This window comes from Bradyrhizobium sp. (genome assembly GCF_049512235.1).
Taxonomy (GTDB): Bacteria; Pseudomonadota; Alphaproteobacteria; order Rhizobiales; family Xanthobacteraceae; genus Bradyrhizobium.
On the sequence record NZ_JBEKXH010000068.1, the window covers coordinates 1 to 20145 of the forward strand.

Annotated in this window: 15 protein-coding genes and 1 pseudogene; 13 read left to right on the forward strand and 3 right to left on the reverse strand. The window is 63.3% G+C overall.

Annotation, left to right across the window (positions count from 1 at the left end; genetic code table 11):
• The 7 genes from ABSG20_RS09055 to ABSG20_RS09085 all read left to right on the forward strand — a co-directional run.
• On the forward strand, positions 1-1605 hold a 1605-nt coding region (locus ABSG20_RS09055), incomplete at its 5' end, for a transglutaminase family protein (protein ID WP_423864160.1).
• A gap of 24 nt (positions 1606-1629) precedes the next feature.
• The gene (locus tag ABSG20_RS09060; protein WP_423864161.1) at positions 1630-4149 is read left to right on the forward strand and encodes a circularly permuted type 2 ATP-grasp protein; all 2520 of its coding nucleotides are present in this window, start codon (positions 1630-1632) and stop codon (positions 4147-4149) included.
• The gene (locus tag ABSG20_RS09065; RefSeq protein ID WP_423864162.1) at positions 4146-5024 is read left to right on the forward strand and encodes a transglutaminase family protein; all 879 of its coding nucleotides are present in this window, start codon (positions 4146-4148) and stop codon (positions 5022-5024) included. Before ABSG20_RS09060 ends, ABSG20_RS09065 begins: the two co-directional genes overlap by 4 nt.
• Before the next feature lie 107 nt (positions 5025-5131).
• Positions 5132-6514 (forward strand): ethanolamine ammonia-lyase subunit EutB, encoded by a 1383-nt coding sequence (locus ABSG20_RS09070; RefSeq protein WP_423864163.1) that lies wholly within the window; start codon positions 5132-5134, stop codon positions 6512-6514.
• 140 nt (positions 6515-6654) lie between these two features.
• Complete coding sequence (locus tag ABSG20_RS09075) at positions 6655-8238, forward strand: B12-binding domain-containing radical SAM protein (protein WP_423864164.1); 1584 nt, start codon at positions 6655-6657, stop codon at positions 8236-8238.
• Between the two features lie 7 nt (positions 8239-8245).
• Positions 8246-9046, forward strand: a complete 801-nt coding sequence (eutC, locus tag ABSG20_RS09080; RefSeq protein ID WP_423864165.1) for an ethanolamine ammonia-lyase subunit EutC — start codon at positions 8246-8248, stop codon at positions 9044-9046.
• 202 nt (positions 9047-9248) lie between these two features.
• Complete coding sequence (locus ABSG20_RS09085; RefSeq protein WP_423864166.1) at positions 9249-11642, forward strand: efflux RND transporter permease subunit; 2394 nt, start codon at positions 9249-9251, stop codon at positions 11640-11642.
• Positions 11643-11656: 14 nt separating this feature from the next.
• On the opposite strand, the gene ABSG20_RS09090 is transcribed toward ABSG20_RS09085, so the two are convergent.
• Complete coding sequence (locus ABSG20_RS09090; RefSeq protein WP_423864167.1) at positions 11657-12157, reverse strand: hypothetical protein; 501 nt, start codon at positions 12155-12157, stop codon at positions 11657-11659.
• A 466-nt stretch (positions 12158-12623) separates the two neighbouring features.
• On the opposite strand from ABSG20_RS09090, the gene ABSG20_RS09095 reads away from it, so the two are divergent.
• The 6 genes from ABSG20_RS09095 to ABSG20_RS09120 all read left to right on the forward strand — a co-directional run bounded on the left by ABSG20_RS09095 (position 12624) and on the right by ABSG20_RS09120 (position 18791).
• Complete coding sequence (locus ABSG20_RS09095) at positions 12624-12860, forward strand: hypothetical protein (protein WP_423864173.1); 237 nt, start codon at positions 12624-12626, stop codon at positions 12858-12860.
• 189 nt (positions 12861-13049) lie between these two features.
• Entirely contained in the window at positions 13050-13928 is an 879-nt protein-coding gene (gene hpnC / locus ABSG20_RS09100) for a squalene synthase HpnC (protein WP_423864168.1), read from the forward strand.
• Positions 13925-14764, forward strand: a complete 840-nt coding sequence (gene hpnD / locus ABSG20_RS09105; protein WP_423864169.1) for a presqualene diphosphate synthase HpnD — start codon at positions 13925-13927, stop codon at positions 14762-14764. The genes hpnC and hpnD overlap by 4 nt, the downstream gene beginning before the upstream one ends.
• On the forward strand, positions 14764-16035 hold the full coding sequence (hpnE, locus tag ABSG20_RS09110) for a hydroxysqualene dehydroxylase HpnE (RefSeq protein WP_423864170.1): 1272 nt from the start codon (positions 14764-14766) through the stop codon (positions 16033-16035). The genes hpnD and hpnE overlap by 1 nt, the downstream gene beginning before the upstream one ends.
• Positions 16036-16095: 60 nt before the next feature.
• Positions 16096-18060: a squalene--hopene cyclase gene (gene shc / locus ABSG20_RS09115; RefSeq protein ID WP_423864174.1), complete on the forward strand. Its 1965-nt coding sequence runs from the start codon at positions 16096-16098 to the stop codon at positions 18058-18060.
• A complete protein-coding gene (locus ABSG20_RS09120) occupies positions 18057-18791 on the forward strand; it encodes a phosphorylase (RefSeq protein WP_423864171.1) in 735 nt (244 codons plus the stop codon). Before shc ends, ABSG20_RS09120 begins: the two co-directional genes overlap by 4 nt.
• On the opposite strand, the gene hpnH is transcribed toward ABSG20_RS09120, so the two are convergent.
• The gene (hpnH, locus tag ABSG20_RS09125; protein ID WP_423864172.1) at positions 18732-19880 is read right to left on the reverse strand and encodes an adenosyl-hopene transferase HpnH; all 1149 of its coding nucleotides are present in this window, start codon (positions 19878-19880) and stop codon (positions 18732-18734) included. The two genes, ABSG20_RS09120 and hpnH, sit on opposite strands and share 60 nt — an antisense overlap.
• A gap of 35 nt (positions 19881-19915) precedes the next feature.
• Positions 19916-20145: pseudogene (locus ABSG20_RS09130) on the reverse strand (4-hydroxy-3-methylbut-2-enyl diphosphate reductase); the annotation flags it as partial.

Below are 20145 nucleotides of genomic sequence, written 5' to 3' on the forward strand. Positions count from 1 at the left end.
GAGCCGCGCGAGGAGCTGCCGGTTTACGACGCGACACCGGCGGAAAGCGCGCCGCATCAGGAAGTCAACGAGCAGCAGCTCAAGGGCGGCGGCATCCGCACCGCGATGTCGATCGAGATCCGCGACGGCATTCTGTGCGCCTTCATGCCGCCGGTGGAGAAGCTTGAGGACTATCTGGAACTGGTCTCGGCGGTGGAGGCAACCGCCGAGGAGATGCGGATGCAGGTTCATGTCGAAGGCTATCCGCCGCCTTTCGACCCGCGGGTCGAGGTGATCAAGGTGACGCCCGATCCCGGCGTGATCGAGGTCAATATCCAGCCCTCGACGAACTGGCGCCACGCCGTCGACATCACCTTCGGCCTCTATGAGGACGCAAGCAAAGTCCGGCTCGGCGCCAACCGCTTCCTGGTCGACGGCCGCCACACCGGCACCGGCGGCGGCAACCATGTCGTGATCGGCGGCGGCACGCCTTCGGATTCGCCGTTCCTGCGCCGTCCGGACCTGCTGAAAAGCCTGGTGCTGTACTGGCAGCGGCATCCCGCGCTGTCTTATTTTTTCTCCGGGATGTTCATCGGTCCCACCAGCCAGGCACCCCGCATCGACGAGGCCCGCCATGACGGGCTGTATGAGCTGGAGATCGCGCTGGCGCAGGTGCCGCCGCCTGGAACCAAGGCCCCGCTATGGCTGGTGGACCGCCTGTTCCGGCACATCCTGGTGGATATCACCGGCAATACCCACCGTGCCGAAATCTGCATCGACAAACTCTATTCCCCCGACAGCGCCACCGGCCGGCTCGGCCTGGTGGAATTTCGCGCCCTGGAAATGCCGCCCGACCCGCGCATGAGCCTCGCGCAGCAATTGCTGATCCGGGCGCTGATCGCAAAACTCTGGCGCGAGCCGCAGCAGGGCCAGTTCGTGCGCTGGGGCACCACGCTGCATGACCGTTTCATGCTGCCGCATTTCCTCTGGGAAGACTTCCTCGACGTGCTCGCCGATCTCAGGCAGTCCGGCTACGATTTTTCCCCGGAATGGTACGCGGCGCAGCTCGAATTCCGCTTTCCCGTATTCGGACGGGTCCATCATGGCGGCGTTGCGCTGGAAGTGCGTCAGGCGCTCGAACCCTGGCACGTGCTCGGCGAGGAAGGCAGCGCGGGGGGCGCCGTGCGATACGTCGATTCCTCGGTGGAGCGGCTGCAGATCAAGGCCGACGGCTTTGTCGAAGGCCGCCATGTCGTCACCTGCAATGGCAGGCGGCTGCCGATGACGGCAACCGGCCGCTCGGGCGAGGCGGTGGCGGGCGTCCGTTTCAAGGCATGGCAGCCGGCCTCGGGGCTGCACCCGACCATTCCGGTTCACGCGCCGCTGACGTTCGACCTGATCGATACCTGGAACGGCCGCTCGCTGGGCGGCTGCGTCTACCACGTGGCGCACCCCGGCGGACGCAGCTACGAGACCAAGCCGGTCAATTCCTACGAGGCCGAGGCGCGCCGGCTGGCCCGGTTTCAGGATCACGGCCATACGCCGGGCACGATCGATCCGCCGCCCGAGGAACGCACCATTGAATTTCCTTTGACCCTCGACTTGAGAACGCGGCTCCTGCATTGAGAACAGGCAGTCAGGAGTAGAGGGATGGCGGGGCACGCCGGCCAGGGGAGCGGTCAGGGAAGCAAGGTCCGGCCGGGCAACCGGCGAGTGGCCCTGTGGACGCGCGACTATGTCCGCCTGCCGGGAATTCCCGATGAGTACATCGCCCAGGACGGGGCGCCGCGCGCGGTCTGGACCCGGTTCTTCGACGCTTTTGCCGCGCTGACGCCTGGCGAAATCGAGCGCCGCTTCGGGGCCGCCGACCGGCATCTGCGCGAGGCCGGGGTGAGCTACCGGGCGCCCGGCGAGATCGCCGACCGGCTCTGGCCGCTCAGTCACCTGCCGCTTTTGATCGACGAGGCCGATTGGCAGCAGTTGACCGCCGGCATGGTGCAGCGGGCGCAATTGCTGGAGCTCATCCTGAGCGACCTTTATGGCGAGGGGCGGTTGATCGCCGAGGGCGCGATACCCGCGGCAGCCATTGCCGGCAGCACCGAATATCTGCGTTCGGTCTGCGGCATCAAGCCGCCGGGCGGCCGCTATCTCAACCTGTATGCCGCCGATGTCGGCCGTGGGCCCGACGGGCGCTGGTGGGTGCTGGGCGACCGCACCCAGGCCCCATCAGGTGCCGGCTACGCGCTGGAAAACCGCCTGGTGCTGTCGCGCGCGTTTACGTCGCTCTACAAATCGATGAATGTGGAGCGGGTAGCGCCGTTCTTCGAGGCGTTCCGCGACAGTCTGCGCGCCAGCGCCGACCGCGACGAGCCGCGGATCGGCCTGTTGACGCCGGGTCAGTTCAGCGAAACCTATTTCGAGCATGCCACGCTGGCGCGCTATCTCGGATTTCTTTTGGTCGAAGGCGACGATCTCGCCGTCAGCGGCGATCGCATTCATATCCGGACCGTGGCCGGTTTGAAGCGCCTCGACGTGTTGCTGCGCCGGGTCGATTCCAATTTTCTCGATCCGCTCGAGCTCAACGCTTCCTCCCAGCTCGGCGTGCCCGGCCTGATCGATGTGCTCCGCAAGGGCGGCGTCGTCGTCGCCAACATGCCGGGCTCGGGGGTGATGGAGGCGCGAGCGCTGTTGGGATTCCTGCCGAGCCTGTGCCGGCGCTTCTTTGGCGAAGATCTGAAGATGCCCAACATCGCGACCTGGTGGTGCGGCCAGAGGCCCGCGCGCGAGGAAGTGCTGGCGCGGCTCGACCAGGTCGCCATCGAGGGCGCCTACGGCAGGGGCGTGCCCGGTTTCCCCGGCAACGGGCCGGTGCTCGCCAGCGAGATGTCGCCAGCCGAGCGCGAACGGCTCAAGACCGCGATCAACGATCGCGGCATCGACTATGTCGGGCAGGAACTGGTGCGGCTGTCGACGACGCCGGTCTGGGACGAGGGCCGGATCACGCCGCGCCCGTTCGTGCTCAGGGTATTCGCGGCCGCCACCCCCGATGGCTGGACCATCATGCCCGGCGGCTTTTGCCGGATCGCCGACAAGCTCGATGCGCGCGCGGTGTCGATGGGCGATGGCGCGCGAGCAGCCGACGTCTGGGTGGTCTCCGACAAGGCGGTTTCGGCCGCCACGCTGCTGCCGGCCATGGATACGGTGCGGATCCGGCGCATCGCGGGCGTGGTCCCGAGCCGCGCCGCCGACAATCTGTTCTGGCTCGGCCGCTATCTCGAGCGCGTCGAGGCGACGCTGCGGCTGGTGCGGGCGCTCGGCGCGCCGCTGCGCGATCCCGGCAGAAGTTCGTCCACCGGTCCGCATTCCCTGGAACGTATCCAGCGGCTCCTGGTGGCTTGGGGCGCGACGTCGCAAACGGCACGCGCGCAGCCGGCCAGGATCGCGGCCGACGCCCTGCAGGACGAGGAAAGGTTCGGTTCGGCCCTGTCGCTTTTGCGTTCGGCGCAGCGAACCGCCACAACGCTGCGCGAGCGGCTTTCCCCGGACGCCTGGCAGGTCATTACCGAAATGACCGAGCGGCTGGCCCAGGAAGTCGAGGATGACGACGGCGTTGTCAGCGCCGCCGAACTGACCCTGCAGGAGCTTGCAAGCTTCGCCGGGCTCTCGCAGGAAAACATGAACCGCGCCGCCGGCTGGCGTTTTCTCGACATGGGCCGGCGCGCCGAGCGCGCCATCAACACCATGCGTTTTGCGCGGCAATTCGCCTATGACGAAGCCGGCGGCGAGGATCTCGATATCCTTTTGACGCTGGTCGATTGCCAGATCACCTATCGCTCGCGCTACCTCGTAGGTCCGCTGCTGGCGCCGGTGCGCGACCTCGTGGTTCTCGATCCCTACAATCCGAGATCGGTGGCGTTTCAGGTCTCCGGACTGAACGATCATATCGCCAGCCTGCCGGCCCTGCGCGAGGGAGGATTGATCGAGCGGCCGCAGCGGCTGGCCGTCGCCCTGCAGGCGATGCTGACGACGGCGGAAGCGGCAAGCCTCGATACCAAAACACTGTTTTCGATGGAACAGGATCTCCTGACGCTTGCCGATGCCATCGGATCGCACTACTTCCCGCACGGGCCCAATGCGAGCCGGCCTGAAAAGCTGACGGGCCTCGCGTGATTTACGACATCCGTCACGTCACAACCTACAGTTACGAAAGTCCGGTCAGTTTCGCACGCTGCTCGCTGCGGCTGGAGCCGAGGAGCGGCGACGGGCAACAACTGATCTCGCACGCCGTCGAGATCAGGCCGCGACCTGCGGACCGTGCCATGCGGCGGGACTTTTTCGGGACCCTGACCGAGAGCATCCTGATCGAAACTCCGCATCGCAATTTACGTATCGATTCGCGTTCGCGGGTTTCGGTTTTCCGCCCGGCGCCTGGCCGCGCCGCGCCGAGCCCGGAGTGGGAGAGCGTGCGGGATGCGGCATTCGAGGCCAAAAGCCTCGGACCCGCCTCACCGATCGGTTACGTCTTTGCGAGCCCGCTGGTGCCGGTGCAGGCACCGGTCAGCGCCTATGCGGCGGCGAGCTTTCCGAAGGCCGCAGGCATCCTCGCCGGCGCGGTCGACCTGATGCACCGGATCCGTACCGACTTCAAATACGATCCGAAAGCGACCGTGATATCGACCCCGCTCGAGGAAGTGTTCGAAAAGCGCCACGGCGTGTGCCAGGACTTCGCCCATGTGATGATCGCGGGCCTGCGCGGCCTCGGACTGCCGGCGGCCTATGTCAGCGGCTATCTCCGCACCATCCCGCCGCCGGGCAAGCCGCGCCTGCAGGGCGCGGACGCGACCCACGCCTGGGTCTCGCTGTGGTGCGGCGAGGCGCAGGGGTGGGTCGGCTTCGACCCGACCAACGACCTTATCGTCGAGAACGATCACATTGTTCTGGCCGTCGGGCGGGACTTTTCCGATGTCTCGCCGGTCGACGGCATCATCGTCGGATCGCGCAAGCAAAGGCTCGGGGTGGCGGTGGATGTGCTGCTGGTGGAATGACGGGGGCGCAAATTGCTGAGCTGCCATCCAAGCTGCGTGGAATTCTTCCAGCTGATAGTCTGGAAGCCAGGCCGTGGCGGCAGCGCCGCCTGCGGCCGGGAGAAGCCATGATCTATCGCCACACCATCGATGGCACCAGCCATGTGTTCGACGATCTCCGCGACCTCCTCGCCAAGGCCACGCCGCCGCGTTCCGGCGACCGGTTGGCGGGGATCGCGTCCGATAGCGCCGAGCAGATGATCGCGGCGCGGATCGCGCTGGCAGACCTTCCCTTGAAGCAATTCCTTCATGAGACCGTCATTGCCTATGAAGACGACGAGATCACCCGCCTGATCGTCGATACCCATGATACGTCAGCCTTTGCGCCGATCTCTTCGCTGACCGTCGGCGCCTTCCGCGACTGGCTGCTCTCCGACGCCGCCACCAGCGATGTTCTCAAAAAACTGGCGCGCGGGGTTACGCCGGAGATGGCCGCGGCAGTATCGAAACTGATGCGCAACCAGGATCTCATCCTAATTGCGAAAAAATGCCAGGTCACGTCGGCGTTCCGCAACAGTATCGGCCTGCGCGGCCGGATGAGCGTGCGGCTGCAACCCAACCATCCCTTCGATGACATCAGGGGCATCACGGCCTCGATCCTGGACGGCATCCTCATGGGATCCGGCGACGCCTGCATCGGCATCAATCCGGCGAGCGACGATCCCTCCGTCATCGGCGGGCTCTGGCGGCTGCTCGACGATATCATTACCCGCTTGCAGGTTCCGACCCAGGCGTGCGTTCTCTCCCATGTGACGACGACCCTTGGATTGATCGATCGGAGCCTGCCGGTCGATCTGGTATTCCAGTCGATTGCGGGCACCGAGCGGGCCAACCGAAGTTTTGGCATCGATCTCGGGCTGCTGGCGCAAGCCCATCAGGCCGGACTTTCGCTGCGGCGTGGAACCGTCGGCTGCAATGTCATGTATTTCGAAACCGGGCAGGGCTCGGCGCTTTCGGCCCAAGCCCACCACGGCGTCGACCAGCAAACCTGCGAGGCGCGCGCCTATGCCGTTGCCCGCGCCTTCGATCCGCTTTTGGTCAACAGCGTGGTCGGCTTCATCGGCCCGGAATACCTCTATGACGGCAAGGAAATCATCCGCGCCGGGCTTGAGGATCATTTTTGCGGCAAGCTGCTCGGCCTGCCGCTCGGCGTCGACGTCTGCTACACCAACCATGCCGAGGCCGACCAGGACGATATGGACAACCTGCTGACGCTGCTCGCCGCCGCCGGCGTGACCTTCATTATGGGAGTGCCCGGAGCCGATGACGTCATGCTGAACTACCAATCCACCTCGTTCCACGATGCGCTATACATTCGCGATCTGTTCGGCCTGAAGCGGGCACCGGAGTTCGACGACTGGCTGTTTCGTTCGGGGCTTGCCGATGCCGACTTCCGCGTTGCCGGCAGCGTCGACTTGCTGCCTGATTTTGCGTCGCGGCTGATTGCCTGAGGCGAGCAAAAGCGTTGCTGCTTCAACATTTTGTCAGCTCCGACGTTGAACGGCTGCCACAATGTTGAGGAATTTCTGGCCCATTTTCGAGCGACGTGCTTAACTTGGCGACGGTCACCTGAGGTCGCAGAGGACATCTGATGAGATCCGAGGGCATTGAGACGGTGCGGCGCATCCTGTGCGTCTTTCCGCGTTATACTTCTTCGTTTGGCACCTTCGAATACGCCTACCCCCTGACCGACGGCGTCCAGGCTTTCATGCCACCGCAGGGACTATTGGTGATCGCGGCCTATCTGCCCGCGCACTGGCCGGTCCGTTTCATCGACGAAAACATCCGCGCCGCCACGGCCGAAGACTTCGCATGGGCGGACGCGGTCCTGGTCAGCGGCATGCATATCCAACGCCAGCAGATGAACGACATCTGTCGCCGGGCGCAGGCCTTCGATCTGCCGGTCGCGATCGGCGGACCCTCGGTCAGCGCCTGTCCGGATTATTATCCCTCGTTCGACTATCTGCATGTCGGCGAGCTCGGCGATGCGACCGACGAACTGATCGCGCGGCTGGCGCGCGATCTGTCGCGGCCTGCGCAGCAGGTGGTGCTGAAGACCGCCGACCGGCTCGACATGACCGAGTTCCCGATTCCGGCCTACGAACTCGCCGAGATCAAGAAATATTTTCTTGGCAGCATCCAGTATTCCAGCGGCTGCCCCTATCAGTGCGAATTCTGCGATATCCCCGGACTTTACGGCCGCAATCCACGTCTGAAGACGCCGCAGCAGATCACCGCCGAACTCGACAAACTGCTCGCATGCGGGGCCAGCTCGATCTATTTCGTCGATGACAATTTCATCGGCAATCGAAAGGCGGCACTGGATCTGCTGCCGCATCTGATCGAGTGGCAGAAGAAAACCGGTTATGTGATGCGCATGGCCTGCGAGGCGACGCTGAACATCGCCAAGCGTACCGAGATTCTCGAGAAAATGCGCGACGCCTTCTTCCAGACGATCTTCTGCGGTATCGAGACTCCCGATCCCGCGGCATTGAAGGCGATGCAGAAGGACCACAACATGATGGTTCCGATCCTGCAGGGAATAGAGACCATCAACCGCTACGGGATGGAGGTTGTCTCCGGCATCATCATGGGTCTGGATACCGACAAGCTGGAGACCGGCGAGGCGCTGCTCGATTTCGTCGAGCAATCCCAGATTCCATTGCTGACGATCAATCTCCTGCAGGCGCTGCCCAAAACGCCGTTGTGGGACCGCCTCGAACGTGACAACCGCCTGATCCACGACGAAGCCCGCGATTCGAATGTCGATTTCCTGCTGCCCTATGACCATGTGGTCAGTTCGTGGCGTAAATGCATGGAGATCGCCTATCAGCCGGAAAAGCTCTACGCGCGCTATCAGTATCAGGTGAATTTCACCTATGCCAACCGGCTCAAAGTGCCGGTCACCCCGCAGCAGAAGACCTGGGCCAATATCAAGCGCGGGCTGATCATGCTGCGCAATATTTTCTGGAAGGTCGGTGTGCTCGGCGACTACCGGAAAGTGTTCTGGAAATTTGCATTGTCGCGGCTGCGGCACGGCGACATCGAAAGCCTGATTGCCGTGGCGATGGTCGGGCATCACCTGATCATGTTCGCGCGCGCGGCTTCGACCGGTCAGCAGAACGCATCGAACTATTCGATCCGGCTGCGCGAGGTGTCTGTGCCCGCCGAGTAGCCCAGCCATGAAAACGCCGGCGCCGTCGTCGCGTTCGCTGCGGGATCTGCGCCGTCTCACCCCGGCGCGCGTCGGGCTTGGGCGCGCCGGCGCCAGCCTGCCGACCGACGCGTTGCTCGATTTTACGCTGGACCACGCCCGCGCCCGCGACGCGGTTCATGCCGCCTTCGATGCTGCCGGTATCAGATCAAGCCTCCGCGAACTCGGTCTTGATGTGTTCGAAGTCGCAAGCCGCGCGCGCGGCCGCAAAGACTATCTCAGGCGTCCCGACCTCGGACGAATGCTCGATCAGGCCTCGCAGCATCTGTTGGCGGGCCACAAGGCCGGCCCGTGCCAGTTAGCGGTCGTGGTCGGCGATGGCCTGTCGCCGACGGCGGTCAATGCTCACGCCGTTCACGTCGTCGAGAGCTTGGTTCCGCGCTTGGCCGCAGACGGGATTGCCATCGGCCAGGCCCTGGTTGCCACGGGAGCGCGGGTCGCCTTGGGCGACGAGATCGGCGCCATCATTGGCGCGCGCATGATTGTGATGTTGATTGGCGAACGTCCGGGGCTGTCCGCCCCCGACAGCCTCGGGGCCTATCTGACCTTCGCCCCTGGACCGGGTCTGACCGATGCCGAGCGCAATTGCGTCTCCAATATCCACGGCGCGGGGCTTGGCTACGATGAAGCCGCCTTTCGGATCGCGTGGCTGGTTCGCGAAGGCCTGGCGCGGGGATTGACCGGTGTCGCCTTGAAGGACGAGAGCGGCGGGCCGAGGCCACGGCCTGTCATCACGAATGCGACGTCGTGCGACAAATCCGAGACCTGAGGCCCAATATCGCCGCATTCGCGGCGATTTTGTGCGGCGGTGCAAGCTTGCGATATGCGGTGCAGACCTGCTACACCTTGCATTACAAATTTGCCGCATGTTTTCAAGGGCTAGCGCCGATCAGACGTGGCCGAGGCAGGCTCATTTGCGCCCGGCAATTCAAGCTTTGCAGATCAAGCCGTTGTGAGAAACTGGACAGGGCATGCTTGAAAAGAACAGCGACAGCGAGGTCCACGTCGAGAAGATCGAGCAGCGGCCGACGGCCAGCATCGCTTTCGGGCTGGAGCGCATTGGGCTCATTGCGGTGCAGGCGCCGATCCTCTCCTGCATCGTTCTGGTGGCGCTGATCATCGGTGCGATCTTCGGTATCCAGCGCATCAAGATCGATGATTCGCTCAGTCAGTTGTTCCGGTCCAATTCCAAGGAATACCGGCAATACGAAGCCGAAACCAGGCAATTTCCGGCCACCGAATTCGACGTGCTGGTGGTGGTCGAAGGCAAGACGCTGCTGGCGCGCGACAACCTCGAGAAGCTGCGCGATCTCGTCACCGACCTGCAGCTGGTCGAGGGTACACGCGGCCTGATTTCCCTGTTCTCGGCGCGCCAGGCGCCGGCGCCGGGCAAGTTGCCGGCGGCGCTGTTCCCGTCGGAACTGCCGCAAGGCGCCGACTACGACAAGTTTATCGAGACGGTCAAAACCAACGAGATCATCCGCGGCAAGCTGTTGTCCGAGGATGGCACGCTGGCGCTGATCGTGCTGTCGCTCGAACCTGAGGTGGTCGCCAGCAATAAGCTCGGCAAGGTGGTCGGTGATATCCGCAAGCTGATGGCCGACGATCTCGCCGGCAGCGGGCTCAACGCCGAATTATCCGGTGTTCCCGTCATGCAGCTCGAAATCCGCAACGCGGTCGAGCGCGACGGGCTGACCTACAACGTTCTCGGTATTCTGGCCGGCTGCATCATCGCGATCGTCTTCTTCCGCAAGATATCGTTCATGGTGGTGGCGGCCTTCCCGCCGATGATCGCCATACTGCTGGCGCTGGGCGGCCTCGGATGGGCGAATTTCAATCTCAATATGTTCCTGAACGTGATGACGCCCTTGATCATGGTGATCAGCTTTTCGGACTCGATGCAGCTGACTTTTGCGGCGCGCGACCGCCTGATCGCGGGACAGGATAAATACACCGCGTTCAGGAACGCCGTGCTGGTGGTCGGGCCGGCCTGCGTGCTCACCCATGGCACCGCCGGCATATCGTTCATTGCCCTGCAGTTTTCCGATTCCGACCTGATCCGCAAATTCGGCGAGGCGGGACTTGCCGCTACCCTGATCGCGCTCGTTGCGGTGCTGTCGCTGGTGCCGGTATTCGGGGTGCTGCTGGTACGCAACGAAAAACTGTTCGCGGTCAAGTTCCAGAGCGCCGACGCCGGCGTGCAGGCGCTGCGCAATTTCTGTTACTGGATCGCGGTGCGCATGGTCAGCCGCCCCGGGCTGTTCAGCCTGATCGCGGTGATTCTTGTCGGCGGTCTGGCGGTGGTCTATGCCAACCTCGAGCCGCGCTACCGGCTCGCCGATCAGGTGCCGGACAAGCAGCAGGCGGTGGCGGCAAGCGGGCGTCTCGACGCCAAGCTGGCCGGCGCCAATGCGATTGACGTGCTGATCGAATTTCCCAAGGGCGCCTCGTTGTATGGTCCTGAAACACTGCAGACCATCGCCGACGTGCACGCGCTGGTGGAGAAGCAGGCCGGCGTCGGCAATGTCTGGTCGCTGGAGACGCTGCGGCGCTGGCTCGCGGAAAAGGCCGGAACTTCCGACGTCGCCACCTTGAAGGAATACGTCAACGTGATTCCCGAGTATCTGGTGCGGCGCTTCATTTCCGCCAATCAGGATGCGGTCGTGGTGTCGGGCCGGGTTCCCGATCTGGATTCAAGCGAAATTCTGCCCGTGGTCGAACAGCTTGATCATTCGCTGGACACGGTGCGCAAGGCGCATCCGGGCTACGAGATTGCGGTCACCGGTCTGTCGGCGATCGCCGCGCGCAACAGCGCCAGCATGATCGAAAAGCTGAATCGCGGGCTGACCATCGAGTTCGCGCTGGTCGCGATCTTCATCGGGCTGGCGTTTCGCTCGGTGGTCGTGATGTTCTCGTGCATCCTGCCGGGGATTTTCCCGGTGGTATTGTCCGGCACGGTGCTGTGGTTGCTGGGGGAGGGGCTGCAGTTCGCCAGCGTGGTTGCGCTCACCGTGTCGTTTGGGTTGGGACTCAGTGCGACCATTCACTTCCTCAACCGGTTGAGGCTGGAGAACAGGCCGGGCGTCAGTCCGGAACTGGCGGTGGAACGCGCGACCGTGCTGGTCGGTCCGGCATTGATCCTGACCACGGTGGTTTTGGCCTGCGGCCTCGTGGTGACGGTGTTTTCCGATCTGCCCTCGCTGCGCCTGTTCGGCTGGCTGAGCGCTTTTGCGATGGTGGCGGCCCTGGTCGCGGACCTCTTTATCCTGCGGCCGACCGCGATGTTCCTGATTAACCTGTCGGTGCGGATACGCGGCGCGATTGGCCGCGCCAAACCGTCGGAGGAAAGCGCCGTAAAGCGTTAGCAGGCTCGTGGCTGCTAGCCCCTCACCATCGTAATCGTCACGCCCCTGATCTCGCCCTTGGAACTGATCTGCACGGTCTGTTTGTTGCCGCTGGTCCGCAACGTCAGGCTGGCGGCAAATCCCGATGCCTGGACGAACACCTCGATCTGGCCACCGCCCGCGGTGCCCTGCAGATTGCCGTTAACGTTGCGGCTGGCTTCACTCCAATTGCCGGAAATCCGGTCGCCCTGGCTGATCACGTCGCTGCTCAGGTCGAATTTGTAGCTATCGCTGGCGCAACGCAGACTCTGCTTCAAACTCAGACCCGTTCCATCGACCCTGTAGTCGGCCTTGCATCGGATGCGCTCGGTGGTCCCGTCGGACAGCGCCACCGTGCCGGTGCCCGACCATGCGCCGTTGAAGCCGGCAAACGGGCCCGACTGCGCGTAGCCCCCCGACACGGACAACAGAAGCGCGGCAGCGACGCCAGCAGCCTTGATCGCTTGTCCACAGAAACTGGAGCCAAACCGTTTCATTTTGAGTTTTCCCATTGAAATTGACGTTGTCATGTGAGACACGCCTCGCCGCATCGAAGACTTAGTGACGCTTTCCTGTATTTGGTTCAATAACCTCGTGGTCGTTGGACCGGACGCCCAATACACGATGGGATCGCCGCTGGCGAACGGCAATCCCACCGAAACGAAACAGCGCTGGGTTCGCCAAAGTTCGACCTTGAACATCTAGATATTGACGGGGGGTATCTGCAACCGACAGACTGCGAAAAATAATAAGCGAAAAATAGCGCAGCAATATCAAAATATTACGAGAAATGCCGGGTTTGCCCTATTTGCGGTTAGGCCGCCGTAAATTTGGCCGCATTTGCCAGCGCTTCTGCTTGGCTTATTGCTGCGGTTTCGCGGCCTTCGCAATCTGAATGGTCTGTCCCGGTGGTGCCCTGTGCTATTCGGGTTGGAATTCTCTGCCGCAAGAAGAAGGAACACGATGTTTAGATTTTCCCTGGCACTTTTGATGTTTTCGTTATCGGTCTCCACCGGCGCCCTCGCTGAGCAACCGCGCAGCGGGACACCGGAGGAACAGAAAGCTTGCGTGCGCGACGTGCAGCGCTTTTGCCGCCCGGTGATTGATCAGGGCGACTTCACTGTTCTGGCTTGTCTTCAGCAAAATCGCCCCAAATTGAGCGAGGCGTGCGAGCAGGTGCTGAAGAACCACGGTCAATAAAAGCACAGGCATATCCGACAGCGCTATCCCAAGCTGAGGTCTGGGCTTGTATCTGCACGCCCGGAATCGGCGGGAAATCGCAGATAGCATTGGTTTTCCCATCGTATTCCCCTATATGGGGTTCGCGTTCCCCGAGCATTTGAAGCCACCGTTTTCGGCGCCTAGCCACCAGCGAATAGCCAGTTGTCGATGACCAGCGCGAGCCAATTGCGATCCGGCAAGACCCACCGCGACGAGAACTTTCCAGTCGCGTCGTGGATCATTCATCCGCGCCACCGGGCGCTGATCCTCGCGTTCTACAATTTTGTCCGGACCGCCGACGATATCGCCGATCATGCAACCCTCGCTGCGCGCGACAAGCTCAGCTATCTCGATATGCTGGAAGCCGAACTGCTGGGCCATGGCGACAGCCAGCCCGAGACCGTCAACCTGCGTCGCGCACTGGCGGAGCGTTCGATGCCGCCGCGCCACGCGCAGGACGTACTGACCGCGTTCCGGATGGATGTGACCAAGCTTCGTTACGAGCACTGGGACGAGGTCATGCATTATTGCCGCTACTCGGCCATGCCAGTCGGACGCTTCATGCTCGATGTCCACGGCGAGAGCACCTCGACTTGGGCGGCCTCGGACGCGCTCTGTGCCGGCCTGCAAATCAACAATCACCTGCAGGACTGCGGCAAGGACTACCGAAACCTCAACCGTGTCTATCTTCCGCGCGACGCGCTCGCGGCCGCGGGGGCCTCGGTCGAGGCGCTCGGCGCGGGGCGGGCATCGGCGCCGCTGCTGCAATGCCTGCATTCGCTGGCGACGCGCACCGAGGGTCTGCTGCATGAAGGCAAATCGCTCAGTGCCGACGTCAGGGACATTAGGCTCGGGCTGGAGATCTCCGTGATCCAGGCTTTCGCCCACAGGATCGTGCATCTTCTCAGAATACGCGATCCCCTGAGCGAGACCGTGCATCTCGGCCCGGTCGAACTGCTCCTGTACAGCGTCGGCGCGGTGGCCAGCGAGATGACCCGGCGGGCGGTGGGACGGCGGCCCGTGTCCAAACCGGCGGCCGGCGCATGACGCTGGAGGCGGCAGCAACCAGCGCGAGTGACGGAAGTTCGGCGTCCGGTAGTTCATTTTATTCGGCGATGCGCATTCTGCCGCGCGAGCAGCGCTCCGCGATGTTTCAGATCTACAGCTTTTGCCGCCATGTCGACGACATCGCCGATTCCGACGGACCGCGGCCCGCGCGGCTGGCCGCGCTGCAACAATGGCGTGACGATATCGAGGCGCTGTATCAGGGCCGTCCGCCGCCGCGACTGCTCGACTATGCCGCATCGGTGCGAAGATTCGGCCTGCAGCGCGAGGATTTTCTGGCGATCGTGGACGGCATGGAGATGGATGTGCCGCGGGATATAAGGGCGCCGGATCTTGCGACGCTCGATCTTTATTGCGACCGCGTGGCGAGCGCGGTCGGACGCTTGTCGGTGCGGGTGTTCGGACTGGCGCGGGACGACGGCATTCTGTTGGCGCATCATCTTGGCCGCGCGCTGCAATTGACCAATATCCTGCGCGATCTCGATGAAGATGCCAGGATCGGCCGGCTCTATTTGCCGCTCGAAGGATTGCTGCATGCCGGGATCACCTCTACCGATCCGCTTGATGTCGTCGCCGATCCCGCACTGCCGAAGGTATGCGCGCCACTGGTCGCGCGGGCGCGGACCCATTTCGAGAAGGCCGACGAGGTCATGGGGCGCCATCGACGGCGCCTGGTCCGGGCGCCAAGGATCATGTCGAAATATTATCGGGCGATACTGGAACTGCTGGTTGCAAGAGGGTTCGCAGCCCCGCGTGCGCCGGTGCGTCTCAACAAGATGGCCCGTCTCGCCATTGTTCTCCGCTACGCCTTCATCTGATGCAGAACAAGGTCCACATCGTCGGCGCTGGAATTTCCGGCCTCTCGGCCGCCGTCCGGCTGGCCAATGCCAACTTCAAGGTGCATATCCACGAGGCCACGCAACAGGCTGGCGGTCGCTGCCGGTCCTATTTCGATGCGGCGACCAACCTGACCATCGACAATGGCAATCACCTGTTGCTCTCGGGCAATCATCATGCGGTGGCCTATGCGCGATCGATCGGTACCGAGGCGGGGCTGGTCGGGCCGCAGCGGGCGCAATTTCCGTTTGTCGACCTGACCACCGGACGGCGCTGGAAGCTCGACCTCGGGGAAAGCCGGCTGCCATGGTGGATCTTCGATCGGACGCGTCGCGTCCCCGACACCGGCCTGCTCGATTATCTCGCATTGATGCCTCTGATTTGGGCAGCGCGAAGCACCCTGGTCGGCGACACCATCCCGTGCCGAGGGACGCTGTACCAGCGGCTGGTGCAGCCGCTGCTGCTGGCGGCGCTGAACGTCGATCCGCCGGAGGGTTCGGCGGGCCTCGCCGGGGCCGTGGTGCGGGAAACCTTGCTGGCGGGGGGGCGGGCTTGCCGGCCGCTGATCGCTCGGGAGGGTCTGAGCGCGGTTCTGGTCGAACCCGCGATCAAACTCTTGCAGGCCAAGGGAGCCAGCCTTCAGTTCGGACATGAGTTGCGTCAGTTCGGGATGTCGGGCGGCCGGGTCGGCGAATTGAGATTTGGCGACGACACCGTCCTGATCGCGCCCGACGATGCCGTTGTGATGGCTATTCCCCCGCGCCCGGCTGCCTCGCTGCTGCCGGGTCTGAAAACTCCGTCGAAATTCCGGGCGATCGTCAATGCGCATTTCCGGTTCGATCCGCCAGCCCACATGCCTGCGATTCTCGGGGTGGTCGGCGGCCTGGTCGAGTGGCTGTTCGCGTTTCCGCAGCGTCTCTCGGTCACCGTCAGCAATGCCGACCGGCTGGTGGATTTGCCGCGCGAGGAGCTCGCGCAGGCGATCTGGCGGGATATCTGCAAAGCCCTGGGCATCGAGGACGAACTGCCGCCCTGGCAGATCGTCCGCGAACGCCGCGCCACGTTCGAGGCCACGCCTGAGCAAAACGCGTTGCGGCCCGGCGCTGTCACAAATTGTAAAAATCTGTTTCTCGCGGGTGACTGGACTGATACCGGGTTGCCTGCAACCATCGAGGGATCGGTCCGGTCCGGGAACCGCGCCGCCGATCTGGTGCTGGCTAGACGATGGCTAGACGGCGGACCTGATCGGTAGCAACCGGCATCATCCGGCTTGGCCGGGTAAGGCGATATGAATATGGGCGATGTCGAGGCGATGCATTCCGGCAATAGACCAGTTGGTGTCGGGAACGGAGCCGCGCTGGATGCGAGCGTTGCGTCAGCGACCCGGGCGTTGCTGGACTATCGGCAAGCGGACGGACATTGGGTGTTCGAGTTGGAAGCCGACTGTACCATCCCCGCGGAATATGTGCTGCTCCGCCACTATCTCGGCGAGCCGGTCGATGCCGTGCTGGAGGGCAAGATCGCGAATTACCTGCGCCGGGTTCAGGGCGCCCACGGCGGCTGGCCACTGGTGCACGAAGGCGATTTCGACATGAGCGCCAGCGTCAAAGCCTATTTCGCGCTGAAGATGATCGGCGCCGCCCCGGATGCGCCGCACATGGCGCGGGCGCGCGAGGCGATCAGGTCGCGTGGCGGCGCCATTCGCAGCAATGTCTTCACGCGGTTCATGCTGGCGATGTTCGGGGTGACGACATGGCGCAGCGTGCCGGTGCTGCCGGTCGAGATCATGCTGTTGCCGATGTGGTCGCCGTTTCATCTCAACAAGATTTCGTACTGGGCCCGGACCACGCTGGTACCGTTGCTGGTCTTGGCGGCACTGAAACCGCGCGCCAAAAATATCAGTGGCATCGGCATCGATGAGCTGTTCCTGCAGCCGCCATATTCCATTGGAATGACCGCCAAGGCGCCGCATCAAAGCTCGGGCTGGTTTCTGCTGTTCCGCGGGCTGGATAGCGTGTTGCGGGCGATCGAGCCGCTGTTTCCGAACAAGCTGCGCGCGCGCGCGATCGACAGCGCTGTTGCCTTCATCGAGGAACGGCTGAACGGTGAAGATGGCATCGGCGCGATCTATCCGCCGATGGCCAACGCTGTGATGATGTACGAGGCGCTCGGCAAGCCCGCGGACTATCCGCCGCGCGCGCTGACGCGAATGGGGCTTGAGCGGCTGTTGGTGATCGGCGAGCACGAAGCCTATTGCCAGCCTTGCATGTCGCCGGTGTGGGACACCTCGCTGACATGTCATGCCCTGATCGAAGCCGGCAGTGAGGAGGCATCGGCTGCGGCCAAACAGGGTCTCGACTGGCTGTTGCCGAAGCAGGTGCTGGACCTCAAGGGCGATTGGGCGGTCAAGCGGCCGCAGGTTCGCCCTGGAGGCTGGGCATTCCAGTACAATAATGCCTACTATCCCGATCTCGACGACACCGCCGTGGTGGTGATGGCGATGGACCGTGCGCGGCGCACGAGCGGGAGCCGGGAATACGATGTGGCGATCGCCCGCGGCCGCGAGTGGATCGAGGGCATGCAGAGCCGCGACGGCGGCTGGGGCGCCTTCGATGTCAACAATCTCGAATATTATCTCAACAACATTCCGTTCTCCGATCATGGCGCGCTGCTCGATCCGCCGACTGAGGACGTTACCGCCCGCTGCCTCTCGATGCTGGCGCAGCTCGGCGAGACCATCCAGAGCAGCAAGGCGGTTGCGGACGGAGTTGCCTTTCTGCGCCGTACCCAGCTCGCGGAGGGATCGTGGTATGGCCGCTGGGGTATTAACTACATCTACGGTACTTGGTCGGTACTGTGCGCGCTCAATGCCGCCGGCGTTGATCATCAGGACCCCGTGACCCGCAAGGCCGCAGAATGGTTGGTCTCGATCCAGCGCGAGGACGGCGGCTGGGGCGAGGATGCGACCAGCTATCGGCTCGACTACCGGGGATTTACGGGGGCGCCCACGACAGCTTCACAAACGGCATGGGCCTTGCTTGGATTGATGGCGGCGGGCGAGGTCGGACATCCGGCGGTGGCGCGTGGCGTGCAGTACCTAATTGCAACACAGAACGAAAAAGGCCTGTGGGACGAGCCCCACTACACGGCAACAGGCTTTCCTCGGGTGTTTTATCTACGCTATCATGGCTATCCGAAGTTCTTTCCGCTCTGGGCGTTGGCGCGGTATCGGAATCTCAGGAACACCAACAGCAGGGTGGTAGGGGTCGGAATGTGAAATTGGGGGCGGGGGGCCACGTGTCCGCGGTCTGCAGAATAGACCCGCGGCCGGTACTAATTGTGACTGGTCTGGTGCAGGAGGCCCGCATCGCGGCAGGCCCCGGCATGACCGTGATCTGCAGCAGTAGTGATCCGCAGCAATTGCGGGCCCTTCTTACGGTATTTGACCCCTCGACGATCCGAGGTGTCATCAGTTTCGGCGTCGCCGGCGGACTGGATCCTTCATTGAAGTCAGGCGACGTGGTGGTGGCGACCGAGGTTTTGGCCGGCGACGCCCGATGGCTGGCTGGTCTGGCGCTGAACGAAGAACTGATCGCCAGTGTAGCGTTGGGACGCAGACGCGTCGTCAGGGGTGGTCTTGCGGGCGTAGAGCAGGTGGTCGCCGCCCGGGCACTAAAGGCCGCGTTGCGCTCGGAGACGGGGGCCGCAGCGGTCGATATGGAGAGCCATATCGCGGCCGCCTACGCCACCGAGGCCGGCCTTCCATTCGCGGCTCTGCGGGTCATCAGCGACCCCGCCAGCCGCGGTTTGCCGGCGTTGGCAATGTCCGCGATCAAGCCGAACGGCCGGATCGACCTGCGCAAGGTCCTGGGCGGCCTAGCGCGCAATCCAACGTCGTTGCACGCGCTGGTTTCGACCGGGATCGATTTCAATCGCGCGCTGCGCAGCCTACGCGGCTGTCGAGGCTTTCTGCTCGGCGGCGAGGGCCTCGTCGCGGCGGATCTCTGACAGCCGCTTCTGTACTTCGGCGGAGAAAATGTACTGCGCCGGCCGCTGGTTTGCGAGGCTGATCTCGGGCGCCATCGGCCCCTTGGTGCGCACGCCGCGCAGTGCCACCCACATCGCCTTCAACGGATTGCGCAAGGCTGCATTCGCCGCGGTCGGCTCGTATCCGCAATGCGCCATGCAGTCGGCGCACTTCTCGTATTTGCCGGTGCCATAGCTGTCCCAGTCGGTGGTTTCCATCAACTCCTTGAAGGTCTTGGCATAGCCTTCGCCGAGCAGATAGCAGGGCTTCTGCCAGCCGAAAATGTTGCGCGCCGGCATGCCCCATGGGGTGCACTCATAATCCTGATTGCCCGCAAGGAAATCCAGGAACAGGCCGGAATGCATGAAATTCCATTGCTTGCCCTTGCCGAGCGCAAACACGTCGCGGAACAGCTTTTTTGTCTTGGTGCGGTTGAGGAAGTGTTCCTGATCGGGCGCCCGCTCATAGGCATAGCCGGGCGACATTGACACGCCAACGCCGAGCTCCGTCGTGAAGTCGAGAAACTTGGCGATGTCCTCCGCCGCGTGTCCGTCAAAGATCGTGGCATTGACGTTGACCGTGAAACCCCTCGCCTTGGCAGCCTTGATGGCCGAGACCGCGCGATCAAACACGCCTTTCTGCGAGACGGCCTTGTCGTGGTGGTCCTTCAGACCGTCCAGATGAACCGAGAAAAACAGATAGGGCGACGGCTCGAACAGGTCGAGCTTCTTTTCCAAGAGCAGCGCATTGGTGCACAGCGACACGAATTTCTTGCGCGCCACCAGCCCGCGCACGATCTCGCCGATTTCCTTGTGGATCAGCGGTTCGCCGCCGGGAATAGCCACCATCGGCGCGCCGCATTCATCGGCGGCATCCCAGCATTCCCTAGCCGACATGCGGCGATTGAGGATCGCGTCGGGATAGTCGATCTTGCCGCAGCCGACGCATGCGAGGTTGCAGCGAAACAAAGGCTCGAGCATGAGTACCAGCGGATAACGTTTTCGGCCGAGCATCTTCTGCTTCATCAGATAGCCGCCGATACGTATTTCCTTGAAGAACGGTATTGCCATTACAAGTTTCTTTCTGGGCTCAGTAGAGAAGTGGATCAGCCTGCCGTCAGTTCAGCCGGAAGCCGAAATTCGATATTTTCCTCGCGGCCCGGAAGCACCGAAACCGCGACCGGTCCAATGCGCCTCAGGGCCTCGATCACGTCGTCGACCAGCACTTCCGGCGCCGAAGCGCCGGCGGTGATGCCGACGGCCCTGGCGTCCTTCAGCCAAGCCGGGTTCAGCTCGCTACCGTCAGCGATGAGGTAGCTCTCGACACCGACTTCGG

Excerpts from the sequence above, each read along its gene's own strand:
- ABSG20_RS09070 (WP_423864163.1), top strand. The coding sequence starts at position 5,132 with ATGATCTATCGCCACACCATCGATGGCACCAGCCATGTGTTCGACGAT.
- ABSG20_RS09075 (WP_423864164.1), top strand. The coding sequence starts at position 6,655 with ATGAGATCCGAGGGCATTGAGACGGTGCGGCGCATCCTGTGCGTCTTT.
- hpnC (WP_423864168.1), top strand. The coding sequence starts at position 13,050 with ATGACCAGCGCGAGCCAATTGCGATCCGGCAAGACCCACCGCGACGAG.
- ABSG20_RS09095 (WP_423864173.1), top strand. The coding sequence starts at position 12,624 with ATGTTTAGATTTTCCCTGGCACTTTTGATGTTTTCGTTATCGGTCTCC.
- ABSG20_RS09085 (WP_423864166.1), top strand. The coding sequence starts at position 9,249 with ATGCTTGAAAAGAACAGCGACAGCGAGGTCCACGTCGAGAAGATCGAG.
- hpnH (WP_423864172.1), bottom strand. The coding sequence starts at position 19,880 with ATGGCAATACCGTTCTTCAAGGAAATACGTATCGGCGGCTATCTGATG.
- hpnE (WP_423864170.1), top strand. The coding sequence starts at position 14,764 with ATGCAGAACAAGGTCCACATCGTCGGCGCTGGAATTTCCGGCCTCTCG.
- eutC (WP_423864165.1), top strand. The coding sequence starts at position 8,246 with ATGAAAACGCCGGCGCCGTCGTCGCGTTCGCTGCGGGATCTGCGCCGT.
- ABSG20_RS09060 (WP_423864161.1), top strand. The coding sequence starts at position 1,630 with ATGGCGGGGCACGCCGGCCAGGGGAGCGGTCAGGGAAGCAAGGTCCGG.
- shc (WP_423864174.1), top strand. The coding sequence starts at position 16,096 with ATGCATTCCGGCAATAGACCAGTTGGTGTCGGGAACGGAGCCGCGCTG.
- hpnD (WP_423864169.1), top strand. The coding sequence starts at position 13,925 with ATGACGCTGGAGGCGGCAGCAACCAGCGCGAGTGACGGAAGTTCGGCG.
- ABSG20_RS09090 (WP_423864167.1), bottom strand. The coding sequence starts at position 12,157 with ATGAAACGGTTTGGCTCCAGTTTCTGTGGACAAGCGATCAAGGCTGCT.